Annotated in this window: 16 protein-coding genes; 5 read left to right on the forward strand and 11 right to left on the reverse strand. The window is 42.1% G+C overall.

Annotated features, from left to right (window positions below; translation table 11 throughout):
• Positions 1 to 1,182: a cysteine desulfurase NifS gene (gene nifS, locus CTY48_RS10795; RefSeq protein ID WP_099468501.1), complete on the reverse strand. Its 1,182-nt coding sequence runs from the start codon at positions 1,180 to 1,182 to the stop codon at positions 1 to 3.
• Between the two features lie 347 nt (positions 1,183 to 1,529).
• On the opposite strand from nifS, the gene CTY48_RS10800 reads away from it, so the two are divergent.
• The 3 genes from CTY48_RS10800 (at position 1,530) to CTY48_RS10810 (ending at position 5,293) form a co-directional block, all read left to right on the forward strand.
• The gene (locus tag CTY48_RS10800; protein WP_099468502.1) at positions 1,530 to 1,967 is read left to right on the forward strand and encodes an RrF2 family transcriptional regulator; all 438 of its coding nucleotides are present in this window, start codon (positions 1,530 to 1,532) and stop codon (positions 1,965 to 1,967) included.
• A 242-nt stretch (positions 1,968 to 2,209) separates the two neighbouring features.
• Positions 2,210 to 2,854, forward strand: coding sequence for a vitamin B12 dependent-methionine synthase activation domain-containing protein (locus tag CTY48_RS10805; protein ID WP_180272710.1), 645 nt, complete (start codon positions 2,210 to 2,212; stop codon positions 2,852 to 2,854).
• A gap of 51 nt (positions 2,855 to 2,905) precedes the next feature.
• A complete protein-coding gene (locus tag CTY48_RS10810; protein WP_099468504.1) occupies positions 2,906 to 5,293 on the forward strand; it encodes a homocysteine S-methyltransferase family protein in 2,388 nt (795 codons plus the stop codon).
• A 152-nt stretch (positions 5,294 to 5,445) separates the two neighbouring features.
• Here the strand turns inward: CTY48_RS10810 and CTY48_RS10820 are convergent, their stop codons facing one another.
• Positions 5,446 to 5,706 carry a PhzF family phenazine biosynthesis isomerase gene (locus CTY48_RS10820; RefSeq protein ID WP_331463166.1) on the reverse strand — a complete coding sequence of 87 codons (261 nt, stop codon included), beginning with the start codon at positions 5,704 to 5,706 and terminating at the stop codon, positions 5,446 to 5,448.
• 181 nt (positions 5,707 to 5,887) lie between these two features.
• Between CTY48_RS10820 and CTY48_RS10825 the strand changes: the two genes are divergently transcribed.
• Positions 5,888 to 6,421, forward strand: coding sequence for a methylated-DNA--[protein]-cysteine S-methyltransferase (locus CTY48_RS10825; protein ID WP_099468506.1), 534 nt, complete (start codon positions 5,888 to 5,890; stop codon positions 6,419 to 6,421).
• Positions 6,422 to 6,517: 96 nt separating this feature from the next.
• Here CTY48_RS10825 and CTY48_RS10830 read toward each other — a convergent pair whose 3' ends face one another.
• Complete coding sequence (locus CTY48_RS10830) at positions 6,518 to 7,390, reverse strand: DegV family protein (RefSeq protein WP_099468507.1); 873 nt, start codon at positions 7,388 to 7,390, stop codon at positions 6,518 to 6,520.
• Between the two features lie 102 nt (positions 7,391 to 7,492).
• Complete coding sequence (locus CTY48_RS10835; RefSeq protein WP_099468508.1) at positions 7,493 to 8,992, reverse strand: L-fucose/L-arabinose isomerase family protein; 1,500 nt, start codon at positions 8,990 to 8,992, stop codon at positions 7,493 to 7,495.
• A 124-nt stretch (positions 8,993 to 9,116) separates the two neighbouring features.
• Here CTY48_RS10835 and CTY48_RS10840 point away from each other — a divergent pair, with 124 nt between their 5' ends.
• A complete protein-coding gene (locus CTY48_RS10840; RefSeq protein ID WP_099468509.1) occupies positions 9,117 to 9,998 on the forward strand; it encodes a helix-turn-helix domain-containing protein in 882 nt (293 codons plus the stop codon).
• On the opposite strand, the gene CTY48_RS10845 is transcribed toward CTY48_RS10840, so the two are convergent.
• From CTY48_RS10845 to sigG, 7 genes are all read right to left on the reverse strand, one after another.
• Positions 9,993 to 10,256 (reverse strand): PRC-barrel domain-containing protein, encoded by a 264-nt coding sequence (locus CTY48_RS10845; protein ID WP_099468510.1) that lies wholly within the window; start codon positions 10,254 to 10,256, stop codon positions 9,993 to 9,995. The two genes, CTY48_RS10840 and CTY48_RS10845, sit on opposite strands and share 6 nt — an antisense overlap.
• Positions 10,257 to 10,338: 82 nt before the next feature.
• On the reverse strand, positions 10,339 to 10,623 hold the full coding sequence (locus CTY48_RS10850; protein WP_099468511.1) for a LiaI-LiaF-like domain-containing protein: 285 nt from the start codon (positions 10,621 to 10,623) through the stop codon (positions 10,339 to 10,341).
• The gene (locus CTY48_RS10855; RefSeq protein WP_099468512.1) at positions 10,610 to 11,140 is read right to left on the reverse strand and encodes a hypothetical protein; all 531 of its coding nucleotides are present in this window, start codon (positions 11,138 to 11,140) and stop codon (positions 10,610 to 10,612) included. The genes CTY48_RS10850 and CTY48_RS10855 overlap by 14 nt, the downstream gene beginning before the upstream one ends.
• Entirely contained in the window at positions 11,137 to 11,595 is a 459-nt protein-coding gene (locus tag CTY48_RS10860) for an anti-sigma factor (protein WP_099468513.1), read from the reverse strand. Before CTY48_RS10860 ends, CTY48_RS10855 begins: the two co-directional genes overlap by 4 nt.
• Positions 11,596 to 12,024, reverse strand: a complete 429-nt coding sequence (locus tag CTY48_RS10865; protein ID WP_236354886.1) for an RNA polymerase sigma factor — start codon at positions 12,022 to 12,024, stop codon at positions 11,596 to 11,598. It lies immediately after the preceding gene.
• A 313-nt stretch (positions 12,025 to 12,337) separates the two neighbouring features.
• Positions 12,338 to 12,871, reverse strand: coding sequence for a nitroreductase family protein (locus tag CTY48_RS10870; RefSeq protein ID WP_099468515.1), 534 nt, complete (start codon positions 12,869 to 12,871; stop codon positions 12,338 to 12,340).
• Between the two features lie 115 nt (positions 12,872 to 12,986).
• Positions 12,987 to 13,772: an RNA polymerase sporulation sigma factor SigG gene (sigG, locus tag CTY48_RS10875; RefSeq protein WP_099468516.1), complete on the reverse strand. Its 786-nt coding sequence runs from the start codon at positions 13,770 to 13,772 to the stop codon at positions 12,987 to 12,989.
• Positions 13,773 to 13,800: the final 28 nt, after the last annotated feature.

Genomic DNA, 13,800 nt, shown 5'->3' on the forward strand with positions numbered 1-13,800 from the left:
CTACTTTTGACCTTTTACAAAATCTTCATATAACGGTGACATATTTCTAAGTCGTGTGACAATATCTTTTAACTGTGCTACCACAAAATCCAACTCTTTTTTTGTTGTCGTATGACTTAATGTCAGTCTCAAAGAGCCGTGTGCAATTTCATGCGGAAGTCCGATTGCAAGCAATACATGGGATGGATCTAAGGACCCTGATGTACAGGCCGAACCGCTCGATGCACAAATCCCTTCCATATCGAGGGAAATAAGCAAAGATTCTCCTTCAATAAAACGGAAGCAGAAATTTACATTGTTTGGAAGACGTTTTGTTCTGTGCCCGTTTAAGCGGATGTAATCTACGTTTTTCTCCACCTGCTCAATCAGATAATCTCTAAGCTCTGTAAGCTGTTTGCTTCTCTCTGCCATCTGCTCATTGGCAGCTTTTGCCGCTGCGCCAAGTCCCACAATGCCCGGAACATTTTCAGTTCCCGCTCTTCTCTGTCTCTCCTGAGCCCCGCCGTGTATAAAGGCTTTCAGCTTCACATTCTTTTTGACATACAAAAAGCCGACACCCTTCGGGCCGTTTACCTTATGACCGCTGGCACTCAGCAAATCGATATTCATCTCCTCCACGTTAATCGGAACATGCCCAAATGCCTGTACAGCGTCCGTATGGAACAAAACATGGTGCTTTCTTGCAATCTCGCCAATTTCCTTAACCGGCTCAATCGTGCCGATTTCGTTGTTGGCAAACATGATGGAAATCAATATGGTATCTTCGCGGATACTCTTCTCCAATTCCTCTAAGCTGATAAGGCCGTCCTCATCTACATCTAAATACGTTACATCATAGCCTTGCTTTTCCAGATATTCACAAGTGTGTAAAACCGCATGATGTTCAATCTTTGATGTGATGATATGCTTTCCCTTTTCGGAATACGACTCTGCAATTCCTTTGATTGCCCAGTTATCACTTTCCGTTCCGCCGTTGGTAAAATAAATTTCCCTCTCCTGCGCACCGATTGTCTGTGCAATTCTCTCTCTTGCTATATGAATGGCTTTTTTACTCTCAGAAGCAATGCTGTATACGCTGGAAGGATTCCCGTAAAACTCTGTAAAATATGGTTTCATCTCCTCAAAAACAGCCGCATCGAGCTGAGTTGTCGCCGCATTATCTAAATATATAATTTCACTCATATATGTTACCTCCTACATTTCCCGCTATGCATTTCCTAGTATTTTACTAGGATTAGTTATATTTGAATATACCACTTGCTTTTCCAGTTGTCAATTAAATATTTTGCTTGACATTCACCGTTTCTTCCTGTATATTCAATTCATAGTTATCCGATATGATTTATAACTCTTTGGCGGGTTATATTCATTGCGGATTGTTTGCATTCTCACTATTTTCAATTGGAAATAAGAGAGTCGTTCACCATATTATTTTACCACGAACCCGTCATTCGTCAAGAATATATTGCGGGTAAGTATAAAAAAGTTACCAATTAACACGAAAATCAGAATATTAGGTAGGTGATAACATGAAAATTTCAACAAAAGGGCGTTATGCCTTGAGACTTATGCTTGATTTGGCTGTCTACGAAAACGAAGGATATGTCAAAATAAAGGATATTGCAAAGCGTCAGGAGCTTTCGGACAAATATTTAGAGCAAATCATAACAATATTAAGCCGTGCCGGCTATGTGAGAAGTGTTCGTGGTGCCTCCGGCGGCTATAAGCTTTCCAAGCTTCCGGCTGAGTATACCGTAGGTATGATTTTAAGGCTGACCGAAGGAAGTCTTGCTCCTGTCTCTTGTTTGGACGAGGACGCGGCAGATTGTTCCCGCTACGACAACTGTGCTACCTTGGAGGTATGGAAGCGTTTAAACGATGCCATCAACAACGTGGTGGACAATATTACATTAGCTGACTTATTGGAAATCCAGAACGAAAAGAACCAGTTAAACTTTGTTATTTAACCTTATCAAGGAAGTCCCCCACTTCTTCAAACGGGGGAACTTCCTTGTTTCAGTAGGTGTTCAAATACCTACTGAAATACCACGAAGTGGTAATAAGGTTATGAGTAAGCAGGGTAGCGGATTACGAATATCCGCTTTGACAGCAAACCATAATCTCATCTTCTTATCGCCAGTTGTTATTGCCAACTGGCGATAAATTATTTATAATGGAACAAAGAAAAAAAGGCATAAAGGATAATCATATGGAAGTAAACAAAAAAGAAACCCTGCGCTATCTCGGCTACAGGGGTCAGGAAATGGATGCCAATCTGGAAGCCCTGATTGACGAAACCTCACAGGAACTGCTAAATTCAATCGCTCCTAAAAGTGTCCATCAGGAATTTTCCTGCTCGACAGAAGGCGATGACGTTGTTCATCTGGGTCCTCTTGTGATTAAGAGCAAGCACCTTGCCAAAAATTTAAAAGGCTGTGAATATGCCGTTATTTTTGCGGCAACAATCGGCTCCTCTGCCGATACTTTAATCAAGCGCTACTCTCTCACCAATCTTGCAAAAGCGTCTGTGGTTCAGGCGGCAGGAGCGGCATTGATTGAAACCTTCTGCGATTCCTTGGAGGATACGATACGTGAGAACGCTGCCGCGAGGGAACTGTATCTGCGCCCTCGATTTAGTCCCGGCTACGGCGATTTACCGCTTGAACTTCAGCGTGATATTTTTCGCATCTTGGAATGCAGTAAGCGAATCGGACTTTCCCTAACAGACACCTGCCTTATGTTTCCTTCCAAAAGTGTGACCGCTATCATCGGGCTTTCTCCGCTTCAAAATAACTGTCACAGAGAAAAATGTACCGACTGCAATAATACAGAATGTGATTACCGGACAAACTAGGCGTAAAGCGCCTGACAATACTTTACTAAACCCGATACCAAGGAGGATTTTATGACAAAATTTATTGATAAGCTGGGAACGAAAATGCTGTTTTTTGACGGGGCGATGGGCACCATTTTGCAAAGCAAAGGGCTCTTGCCCGGTGAAATACCTGAATTATGGAACATGACCTCCTCCGATGTTATCCTTGATATCCACAAGAGCTATCTGGACGCCGGCTGTGATATCGTAAAGGCAAACACCTTCGGTGCTAATTCCTTTAAAATGAAGGACACAGGCTATAGCTGTGAAGAGGTTGTCACACAGGGAATCAAACTTGCAAAGGAGGCTGTCTCAGCGGCAGGCAGGGAGGCATATGTTGCCCTTGACATCGGTTCACTCGGCAAGCTTTTAAAACCCCTCGGTGATTTGGAATTTGAGGCTGCCTATGAGGCATTCAAAGAAATTTGCATCGCAGGCGAGAAGGCAGGCGCTGATTTATGTCTAATCGAGACTGTGAGTGACACTTACGAGATAAAGGCGGCTGTTTTGGCTGCAAAAGAAAATACAAATCTTCCGGTTGTTGTAACGATGATTTTTGATGAGGGCGGTAAGCTCCTTACCGGTGCTGATGTCTCTGCCGCTGTTGCTCTCCTCGAAGGACTTCGCGTAGATGCAATCGGATTTAACTGCGGACTTGGTCCGGTTCAAATGCAAAAGCTTTTACCTGAGCTTCATCGTGTATGCTCTCTTCCTATTGTTATGAATCCAAATGCGGGGCTTCCTGTCGTTGTGGACGGGCAGACCATGTTTAATGTGGGACCTGATGAATTTGCCGGCGTGATGAAGGAAATTGCCGAGAGCGGTGCCTCCGTCCTTGGCGGATGCTGCGGAACGACACCGGAGCATATCAAGGCTGTCATTTCCATGTGCAAGGACATCAAACCGCTTAAGGCGGAGGACAAGGGCCTTTCCGTTATCTCCTCCTACAGCCACGCGGTGGAACTGAACAATCGCCCTAAAATTATCGGAGAGCGCATTAATCCGACCGGAAAATCCCGCTTTAAGCAGGCACTTAGAGATAATGATTTGGAATATATTTTAAAGGAAGCACTGACACAGCAAGATAACGGTGCCCACATTCTGGATGTCAATGTCGGACTTCCTGAGATTGACGAGCCTTCCATGATGGAGCGCACTGTTGCCGGAATTCAGACGGTCGTGGACCTTCCGCTTCAAATTGACACCTCGGATATCGAGGCAATGGAGAGAGCAATGCGCATTTACAACGGCAAGCCGCTTATCAATTCCGTAAACGGCAAGCAAGAATCAATGGACGCCGTCTTTCCTCTTGTAGCAAAATATGGCGGTATGGTTGTATGCCTTGCCCTCGATGAAGACGGTATCCCAGAGACAGCCGAGGGCAGAATTCAAGTTGCCAAAAAAATCATTGCGGAAGCTGAGAAATACGGCATTTCCAAAAAAGACTTAGTGATTGACACCTTGGCGATGACCATCAGCACCGGGCAGGAAAATTCCGCAATCACGCTTGATTCTTTGGATTATATCCGCAATGAAATGGGAGTTCACACCGTGTTAGGTGTGTCTAACATCTCCTTCGGCCTTCCGCAGCGTGAAATCATCACGACCGCCTTCTTTACTATCGCATTGTCACGAGGTTTAAGCGCCGCTATCATCAATCCTGCAAGCACCTCTATGATGAATGCCTACTACTCCTACTGCGCCATAAACGGAAGTGATGAGCAGTGCTTTGACTATATCAACCAATATTCCGGTGCCGCGCAGCAGCCTTCCTCTTCTGCCAAGCAGTCCGAGGAAACCTCATTATTTGATGCTGTTGTGAGAGGACTCAGCGAAAGCGCTTACACAGCCGCAAAAGAGCTTTTAAAGGCAAAAGAACCACTCGCACTGATTGATGAGGATTTAATCCCCGCACTTGACAAGGTCGGACAAGGCTTTGAGAATAAGACGATATTCCTGCCTCAGCTTCTTATGAGCGCCGAGGCTGCAAAATCCGGTTTTGATGCCATCAAAGAGGTCCTTGCTAAGAAAGGAACCGCTTCTTCCTCGAAGGGAACCGTTGTCATTGCTACGGTAAAAGGCGATATTCATGACATTGGAAAAAATATTGTAAAGGTTCTTCTTGAAAATTACAGCTTTGACGTGATTGATTTGGGAAAGGATGTTGCGCCTGAACTGATTGTCCAGACAGCTCTTGATAACCATGTAAAATTAATCGGACTGAGCGCCCTGATGACGACCACTGTTGCCAACATGGAAATTACCATCAAGCAGTTAAAGGCTGCTATACCAGATTGCAAGGTTATGGTGGGCGGTGCCGTACTCAACCAGACTTACGCGGATATGATTGGGGCAGATTTTTACTCCAAAGATGCAATGGGCTCTATTCGATATGCGAACGAGTTGTTTGAGAAATAAATAAAAACATAGCTTCCCGTCAAACGAGTTGTTTGCCCGCCCCTATAAGAGCCAGTTACCAGCCAGCGTCTAAAAGCGCTGGCTTTCACTTTGTTCAAGCCTTATTACCCTTGACTCGTAATTGTGATGAAGTTCTAAATATTTATCAAATCTCAACGAACGTAATGTGCGGCTATTGTTGCATGTCCACACAGCGGCACTTCTGTTGTCGGCGTAAAAAACCTGACTTCTACATCATGGTCGTCTGAATTTGGAGAAAATATAAATGCTGTTTCTGAATTATTAAGTTCCCTTGCTATTCTTTGCATTTGATCTTCAGTCAAACCATCTGCATTGGATACAACACCAGCGGGATTCCCATGAAATCTTTGACGAGTAAAAGAATCTACCTGATAAACCCTATATTTTTTCATTCTCATTTTCCTTCCAATCATAACATTCTTCGTTCTTTTCATAAAGAATAACACTTTTGGTTTGTAGCGTCTAGATAAATCGTGCTGTCTCCTATGCCTTTGTACGACAAATAGTATGTTACGGCACTGTTGTTTATGATATAATAGAATAAAGTTCAAACAACCTCGGAGGTGTAAATTTATGCAGTATACATATAAATATCAATCGCCATTAGGCGTCATTACATTGGGCAGCGACGGAGATGCTTTAATTGGAATTTGGTTTGAGGGCGCAAAATATTTTGGCGCTATGCTCTCGGAGGAAAGTGAAGAAAAGAATTTGCCTATCTTTGAACAGACAAAGGATTGGCTTGATTTGTATTTTCGGAGGGAAGTTCCTGATTTTACCCCGTCACTGTCTCTGCAAGGCTCTCCGTTTCGACTTGCGGTATGGGAAGTATTGAAAGACATTCCACATGGAAAAACGATAACTTACGGCGAGATTGCCGCTATCATTGCCAAACAAAAAGGCTTAGAAAAAATGTCCGCACAGGCGATTGGCGGTGCAGTCGGACACAACCCTATTTCCATCATCATACCATGCCATCGGGTAGTCGGCGGCAACGGAAGCTTGACCGGTTATGCGGGCGGTATTGATAGAAAAATTGAATTGCTCACTCTGGAAAAAGTGAATATTGAGCATTTATTTACTCCGAAAAAAGGAACAGCATTATAGTTAAAAATTGAATTTCCATGATATAAAAAAGGTGCAAATCTCAAAGAAGAGTTTGCACCTTTTAGCTTCTATTTCTATATTAATTCCTAAATAATTCTACTTCAATTCCTGCAAATTACGCGTAACCGCAATCGCCAGCGAGCCTGCTCCGATGTGACACGAAACGCTCAAGGACAAATCATCCACAAAAACAGGCATTCCAGGATATTCCTGCTCAAGCTCCTCTTTCAGCTTACTTGCCGCCTCCTCATTGCTTGAGTGGACAACAAAAAGAGTTACGTCCATTGCCTCTACACCCCCAAAACGGTTTTCAATATCGTCATGGATGGCATTCATCATAATAGACTTTGCCTGCTTTACGGTCTTTGCCTTGGCAAAGGCTTCCAGCTTCTCACCTTGTATCTGTAATACAGGCTTTAATCTCAATACCGTCCCGAGTGCTGCCGCTGCCGGTGTGATTCTTCCGCCCTTTTTCAAATATTTAAGCGTATCCACCATAATGTAAATACTGGATTCAAACTTATTCTTCTCCAATATCTCCTTAATCTCTACTGCAGATTTACCTCTCTTTGTCAGCTCCAGCGCGTCCAAGACAGACTGCCTCTGTGTAACGGATATTCTTTGATTATTTACAACCTCGACCTTATTCTCATAATCCTGTGCCAGCACGGTCGCCGTGCTGCAGGAACCGCTTAATCCGCTTGACATTGGAATATGCACGATCTCGTCGTACTCCTCTAACAGCTTGTCCCATAAGTCAGTTATGGATTCTATGGAAGGCTGGGAAGTTGATATATCAGCGTCTGCTTCCAGCTTTTCATAAAACTCTCCCACTGTTAAATTAATATCCTCAAAATACTCTGCACCATCAATCGTAAATGGCATTGGGAGTACAAATATCCCTAATTCCTTTGCTTCAGCCTGCGTGATACCACTATTGCTGTCTGTTATAACTGCTACTCTATTCAAAATAATTAATCCTCCGTCTTGCTACATTCATATGCTATAGTAAGTATTTTATCATTTATTTAATTTAAAAACAAGACTAGGCATGAATTATTAGCCTTTAGGCTATTTATCCAAAGTTACACTATTTATCTTCAAGAGTCTCGCCGCTTTCTCGAAAAGTGCTGCATTTTGCCCTACACTCATTGCAAAATGATGCGTAGGTGCCTCGGCAAACCACTCATCCATATAAGAATCCGGATCTTTCTTGAATCGTACCGGGGTCTGGGTATTTCCGATTGTCATCGTCTGCCCGTTTACTGCCTCTGCCTCTGTGATAATAAACTTAAGCTTTCCGTCTATCATCTGAGTACAGCCAAGGTTTGTGATGTTTCCTGCTTTCACCTTTGCCTCGACTGAAACACCGCTGCCTTGCTTACCGTGGTAGAGACCCATTCCCCTAAGAATCGGTTTTCCTTCTGCAATTTCCAGATGGAACGGTCCGTCATGCCCAAGAAGGATTGTGCCCTCCTCATAATCTGTCACCACAATTTCACAGAAGCTTCCGCCCTTCTCGGCTATATCACACACCTTCATCGCCAGACAGGTTTTTAAATCACCCTCACCCGCACACGGAATTCCCTTTGCCGTCAAAAGAGAATTACCTACGATAAAGCCTGACTGTATTTTCTCATATTCGCCTCCCGGTGCCCCGTGATAATAGTAAGTAAATGCATCTAAATCATATTCTAAGATAAGCTTTTCAAGTGCTGCTGCAACCTTTGCAGACCAATCCAGCTCCTCCTCGGTCGGTTTCTTTGCCAATGGATCGGCAGCGTCGTCCTCGCTTATTCGGAAAAACTCCTGTATCTCTTCTCGTTTTTTCCTTATCTCCTCGTTTGTCACCTGTTGAAGCATTCGGTTTACATCACACATTTCCAGTACTTCAATATGAATGCCTGTCTGTCCTTGCAGCATTGTAAAATCACTGTACATATCAAGCATACCTCCATACGTATTTCCGAGAAAACCAAACCTTGCATTTTTTAGCCCGCTCTTGATGGCCGCTGCGCGAACCCACTCTTCAATCTGCTTCCATGCCCGCTGTGCTTCCTTTCTGTTTGCCGTATTTTCCTCCGCCATCGAAAGCTTGGGTGTGTAATCCAACCCTAACAGTCCGTTTACAATACTATGCTCAATTCCGGCACGATTGAAAGCATTTGCAAGCTCCGGAACAGGGCATGCACCGCAGTTGGCTAACCATTCTCCGGTTGTGGTTCTTGTATAGTCAATCTGGGCTGTCGGCTGTAAGTTGAGAATAACCGTGGATGCTTTACAGATTTGATGCACCGGCAAAACAGAGGCGCTTGTCACATAAGTTCCCGCATGTGCAAAAATCAAATCTACATGATTTGCCTCAAAGTACTCTCCTGCTTTTACCCCCTCCTGCTCAGAATCTACCAATCCGTAAAAGTATACCTCTGCATTCATTTCTCTTACCTTTTTGGTGATAAACTCCCCATATTCCAACATTCTCTCCCGAAGTCCTTCAAACTGTCCCCAGTAGTGCTTTAAACCCATTGTATAAATTCCGATACGTGCCTTTTTTACTTCCTTTAATTTCATATTGCTACCTCCTTTTATGTTATCTTGCCTTCTCTTTCTATTTACAATTTCATTTTATACCTTTAAAATAGTAATTACATTACCGCTTATTGTGGAAAAATAACAGTATCTTGCAGGAGGTCCTATGAAAAATAAAAACCAATATTTAGAGCGTGCTTCCTATAGCTGGTCGGAGGATTCCGTACGCTTGATGGCAACTCCGAGCAGCACTGCCAGAGCTATCTTTTTTTATATTCAAGAGGCAGGATATTTTAAAACAAAATCACCTTATTTTACGGAGAGGGCAAATCTTGATTCCTTTTTAATTGTCTACACCATTTCAGGAAAAGGACTTCTTCGCTATGAAAATCAGGAATATGTGCTGCATGCCGGGCAGTGCTTTTTTATCAATTGTATAAACCATCATTACTATGAGGCATATTCAAACAGTACATGGGAGTTTTTATGGATTCATTTTAATGGGGGCAATGCTCTTGGATATTATGAGGAATTTGTCAAAAACGGGTTTCGCATTGTAACCCTTTCAGAACCAGACTGCATGGAAGGCAATTTGAGAAAAATTATATCCATCCATTCAAAGTTTACTATCACGACGGAAATCAGCACCTCAAACCACATCTCTGCCATTTTAAGCGAGCTGTTAATCCAGACTGCCACCAAGGAAGCCTCCCTGCTGTTTGTCCCAGATTCGGTGAAGCTTGTCAAGAAATATATCGATCGGAATTTTCACACGAAAATTGTGTTAGAAGATTTGGAAAAAGAATTAGGTATGAGCAAATTTCATATTTCAAAGGAATTTAAAAAATATACGGGAACAACCGTCGGTGAATACATCCTGTCAAACCGGCTTTCCAGTGCCAAGGAGCTTTTGAAATATTCGGATTTACCGATATCCGAGATTTCTTTTCGCATCGGCATCAACAACGTCAGCCACTTTATCAACCTGTTTAAGAGCCGTGAAAAGGTTACTCCGCTTGCCTTTCGAAAGGAATGGCGAACCTTATAGTATAACTTTTTTCGGTTTTCCCTCATCCTCCTTTAGTTTTACAAGGATAATGTCCGGTCCTACCTGACAAATATTTTCCCAAGGGATAATAAACTCTGTATCCCTCCCGAATATTCCACATAGTCTTGCAGGACCGGGAACAATAATATCCGTTATTTTACCGGTGCATTCATTAAAAATAATATCTGACACACAGCCAAGCACCCGGCAATCGCATAAATTTATGACCTGTTTGTTTTTAAACTCACATAATCTCATATGGTCACCAATAATTTCTTTACTACTATTATATTAATTTTATTTTGTTTTGCCATTCTTTCCGGTGCCATGCAAAAATATTTTATCTGTATATCCAGAGCATCGTTTCAACAGATGCCATCGTCATAGAAAAAAAGCATATCAATATCATTAGAATAATTGCCCCCTTATCATACACAAATTTTTCATAACTGCTCTTTCTGTTCGCAGCCAAAACCTCACTGCCGAGCATAATTAAAATGATTGGCCACAGTTTATAAATGATTTCATATTTGAGTGCGGGCACCATCATATGGATTAAAAACAATATACCGAAAAGAATCAATACTAATCCGAATGTGATACTTCCTATTCTATGCGTCCTCATGGTCCTCCAACTCCTTTTTCTTCCCTCTTATCATTGCAGCTCCGATCGCAATAATTGCAACTCCCAGTACAAACTGCGGTAATCTGCGCGCAAAGCTATACACAAAATCCATCAGGTAGCTCGGAATAATATAGTAAAGCAAATCTATCGTATTGTTCCACAACACGGTGAGTCCAATAAAAATAAGAACAAGTGCAATGATGTTTCGGTATCTTTTGATAAAGCCGCTCTTATCTAAAACAAATGCATCCATATGGAAGGCATAATTATCCTGAACTGAATAAAATTCCTCCTCCGACAGTGACTTTAAATTGTGTACATTAAAAAAGCTGTAAAACCATAAAATCGGCAGGCAGAATAAAAACACTCCCGTTCCTAACATGGCAGAAACTCCGACTGTCAGCCAAAATACTGTCATGATACTTACTCCCTGCTTTTTAAATCCCATATACATCTCCCCCGCGCCGGGTATCAGGGAAAATATAAACGTCCAAAAACCTCTTTTTTGTTTTGTCATCTCGTGCTACCTCCGTTTATAATTCGATTTGAAAAATCATTGATTAAGTTTGCCGCTTCATTGCTCTTATCAAATAGCTGCGTTCCAACGCTGGCAGATGGAGCAACATTTCTGTTATAGTCCAAAATTCCTGCGGCATTGATATGGCTGACCGAGGCGAGCAGTAACAATGCCATCACAACTGCTGCCGTTGTCTTTAGGCTGTAGAAAAACAGCTCTGTCTTTTTCGACGTAATTTTGATTTGCTCTTTTATTTTAATATCCGGCATTTTAATCCGCTCCATCAGATTGTCTTTTAAGTAAGCGGGTGCCTCTATCTGCTCTTCTTCCTCTGCGCTCATCAGCTTATCTGCGCAAAAACTGCATGTGTCTGTGTGCTCCAAGACATTCATAATTTCCTCTGCATTAAGTTCACCGCGGTGAAACTTTCTTATTTTATCATCTTCAATATGCATTTAGCCACTCCTCTCAATTATTTTCTTTATCATTGCCTTTGCCCGGTACAGCTGTGTCTGCACCGTCTTAATATTTTTTCCTGTCTGGCTTGCAATCTCTTGAACAGATAATTCATTGTAATAGTGCTTAATCGCTACCTCCTGATAAGGTGTCGCCAGTTGGTTACAAATAACATATACCTTCTTCTTTGCTTCCTGTCCCAAATAATTTTCCTCGGGAGTCTCGTCATTCGACGGGATTTCCAGAAAATAGGTATCCGCCGTCGGTATGGTTCGTCTTCCTGCCTGTTTCAGAAAATCCAGACATTTATTTGCTGCAATTTTGCCTAACCATGCCTTTTCATATGTTCTGTCAAATTCAGAAAGCTTCTTATAGGCGGATAAAAAGACTTCCTGTGTTAAATCCTCTGCATCGAAGCTGTTTCCCACTGATTTATAGCAAATGGAATAAACTAAATTTTTATACTGCTCGATGAGATACTCGAAATATTCTTCCTGATTAATTTTATCCGCCTCCTTTCTTATCTGTTCACTTATTATAACGAATGTAAATTCAAAATGTCTTCAAGTTTTGAAAAAAACTTTTATTGTTGTAAAACAACAGCAAGCATCGTAATTATTTTAACATGTATGGTAAGGGAAGGGGCATCGATTATGCAAAAAATATGCCTTGCTGCATCAAATTCAAATGCAGCAAGGCATATTTTTATTCATGACAAGTGAAGTGACTTGTCACTTCATCTTATTTAATATAGTTTGTCTTAAAACGTTCAGCCGGAATATCGCGTTCCTCATATTTCTCGGTCGTCTCACCAAGTGTGATGCCGCAGCATGGAACAAATCCCTCCGGAAGATTTAATTTCTTCACCAAATCAGGGTTTTGATTGACGGCAGCGAAGGCTCCCCATATATAACAGCTTCCCAGATTTAAATCTGTTGCCGCAAGAGCCATATTATGCGCCATAATTGCAGCATTGGAATAGAGTGCGTTTTCCTTCGGCGGCTTCGGCGCTACGGACGAGAGCACAATAAGTGTCGGTGCGTTGTAAAGAGGTTTCATGCCCGGCTTTTGAAACGTATTTGCGGCACATTCCTCTATCTCCTGTAATAATTCCTCATTCTGAATCACGGTGATGTGCATATTTTCATACTGTGCCATTGCGACAGGGGACGCATTTGCAGCCTTTAAGACTTTGTCAAGCTCCTCCTGTGACACCTGTTTGCCTGTATAGCTTCTGACTGATTTTCTGCTAAAAATAGTATCAAATGTCTCCATTGTGTATCCTCCATAAAAACATATTTACGCAAAATTGCGATATGAAGATTATACTATATAATTGTACAAAATCAAGTAGTCAAAAGGAGCATACCTAGTAAGAAAAAGCTTACCGCTACTGTCTAATCTTCAGATAGTTTCTCATGTTTTTCAGCGCACTTTTTTCAAGCCTCGATACCTGCGCCTGCGAGATATTGATTTCGCTCGCTACCTCCATCTGTGTCTTTCCCTCAAAAAATCGAAGACGGATAATATAGCTCTCACGCTCATTCAGCTTTTTCATCGCCTCACTTAAAGATATTTCTTCAACCCAGTTATCCTCCTTCTCCTTTTTGTCACTAATCTGATCCATGACATAGAGGGTATCCCCGCCCTCTGTATAGACCGGCTCATACAAACTAACCGGATTTTGAATTGCATCCAGTGCAAATGCGATATCCTCCTTGCTGATACCAATCTCGGAAGCGATTTCATTTATCGTCGGCTCCTTTGCATTTATTTTCGTCAGGTTTTCCTTCGCGTAGATTGCCTTATAGGCGGTATCCCGTAAAGAGCGGCTTACACGAATGGAGTTATTATCTCTTAAGTACCTTCTAATCTCACCGATAATCATTGGAACTGCATAGGTTGAAAACTTCACGTCCAGCGTGGAGTCAAAATTATCAATCGCCTTTATCAGCCCAATACACCCGATTTGAAATAAATCATCTACATTTTCATTGCTGTTGGAAAACCGTTTGATTACACTGAGAACTAATCTTAAGTTTCCCTTAATGTACGTTTCTCTTGCCGCCTCGTCGCCCTGCTTTATTTTTTCAAAAAGAACTACTTTTTCTTCATTTTTCAGAAGTGGCAGCTTTGATGTGTTTACTCCGCAAATTTCAACCTTATTAATCCCCATAGCAAGATTCCTCCTAGATTTTTTTCTA

Origin of the sequence: Konateibacter massiliensis (assembly GCF_900184995.1) — a bacterium.
Taxonomy (GTDB): Bacteria; Bacillota; Clostridia; order Lachnospirales; family Lachnospiraceae; genus Lachnotalea; species Lachnotalea massiliensis.

Coding starts and splice junctions, on each gene's coding strand:
- sigG (WP_099468516.1), bottom strand. CDS start 13,772: ATGGGGATTAATAAGGTTGAAATTTGCGGAGTAAACACATCAAAGCTG.
- CTY48_RS10850 (WP_099468511.1), bottom strand. CDS start 10,623: ATGAGGACGCATAGAATAGGAAGTATCACATTCGGATTAGTATTGATT.
- CTY48_RS10870 (WP_099468515.1), bottom strand. CDS start 12,871: ATGGAGACATTTGATACTATTTTTAGCAGAAAATCAGTCAGAAGCTAT.
- CTY48_RS10860 (WP_099468513.1), bottom strand. CDS start 11,595: ATGCATATTGAAGATGATAAAATAAGAAAGTTTCACCGCGGTGAACTT.
- CTY48_RS10820 (WP_331463166.1), bottom strand. CDS start 5,706: ATGAAAAAATATAGGGTTTATCAGGTAGATTCTTTTACTCGTCAAAGA.
- CTY48_RS10800 (WP_099468502.1), top strand. CDS start 1,530: ATGAAAATTTCAACAAAAGGGCGTTATGCCTTGAGACTTATGCTTGAT.
- CTY48_RS10810 (WP_099468504.1), top strand. CDS start 2,906: ATGACAAAATTTATTGATAAGCTGGGAACGAAAATGCTGTTTTTTGAC.
- CTY48_RS10855 (WP_099468512.1), bottom strand. CDS start 11,140: ATGACAAAACAAAAAAGAGGTTTTTGGACGTTTATATTTTCCCTGATA.
- CTY48_RS10805 (WP_180272710.1), top strand. CDS start 2,210: ATGGAAGTAAACAAAAAAGAAACCCTGCGCTATCTCGGCTACAGGGGT.
- CTY48_RS10845 (WP_099468510.1), bottom strand. CDS start 10,256: ATGAGATTATGTGAGTTTAAAAACAAACAGGTCATAAATTTATGCGAT.
- CTY48_RS10825 (WP_099468506.1), top strand. CDS start 5,888: ATGCAGTATACATATAAATATCAATCGCCATTAGGCGTCATTACATTG.
- nifS (WP_099468501.1), bottom strand. CDS start 1,182: ATGAGTGAAATTATATATTTAGATAATGCGGCGACAACTCAGCTCGAT.
- CTY48_RS10835 (WP_099468508.1), bottom strand. CDS start 8,992: ATGAAATTAAAGGAAGTAAAAAAGGCACGTATCGGAATTTATACAATG.
- CTY48_RS10840 (WP_099468509.1), top strand. CDS start 9,117: ATGAAAAATAAAAACCAATATTTAGAGCGTGCTTCCTATAGCTGGTCG.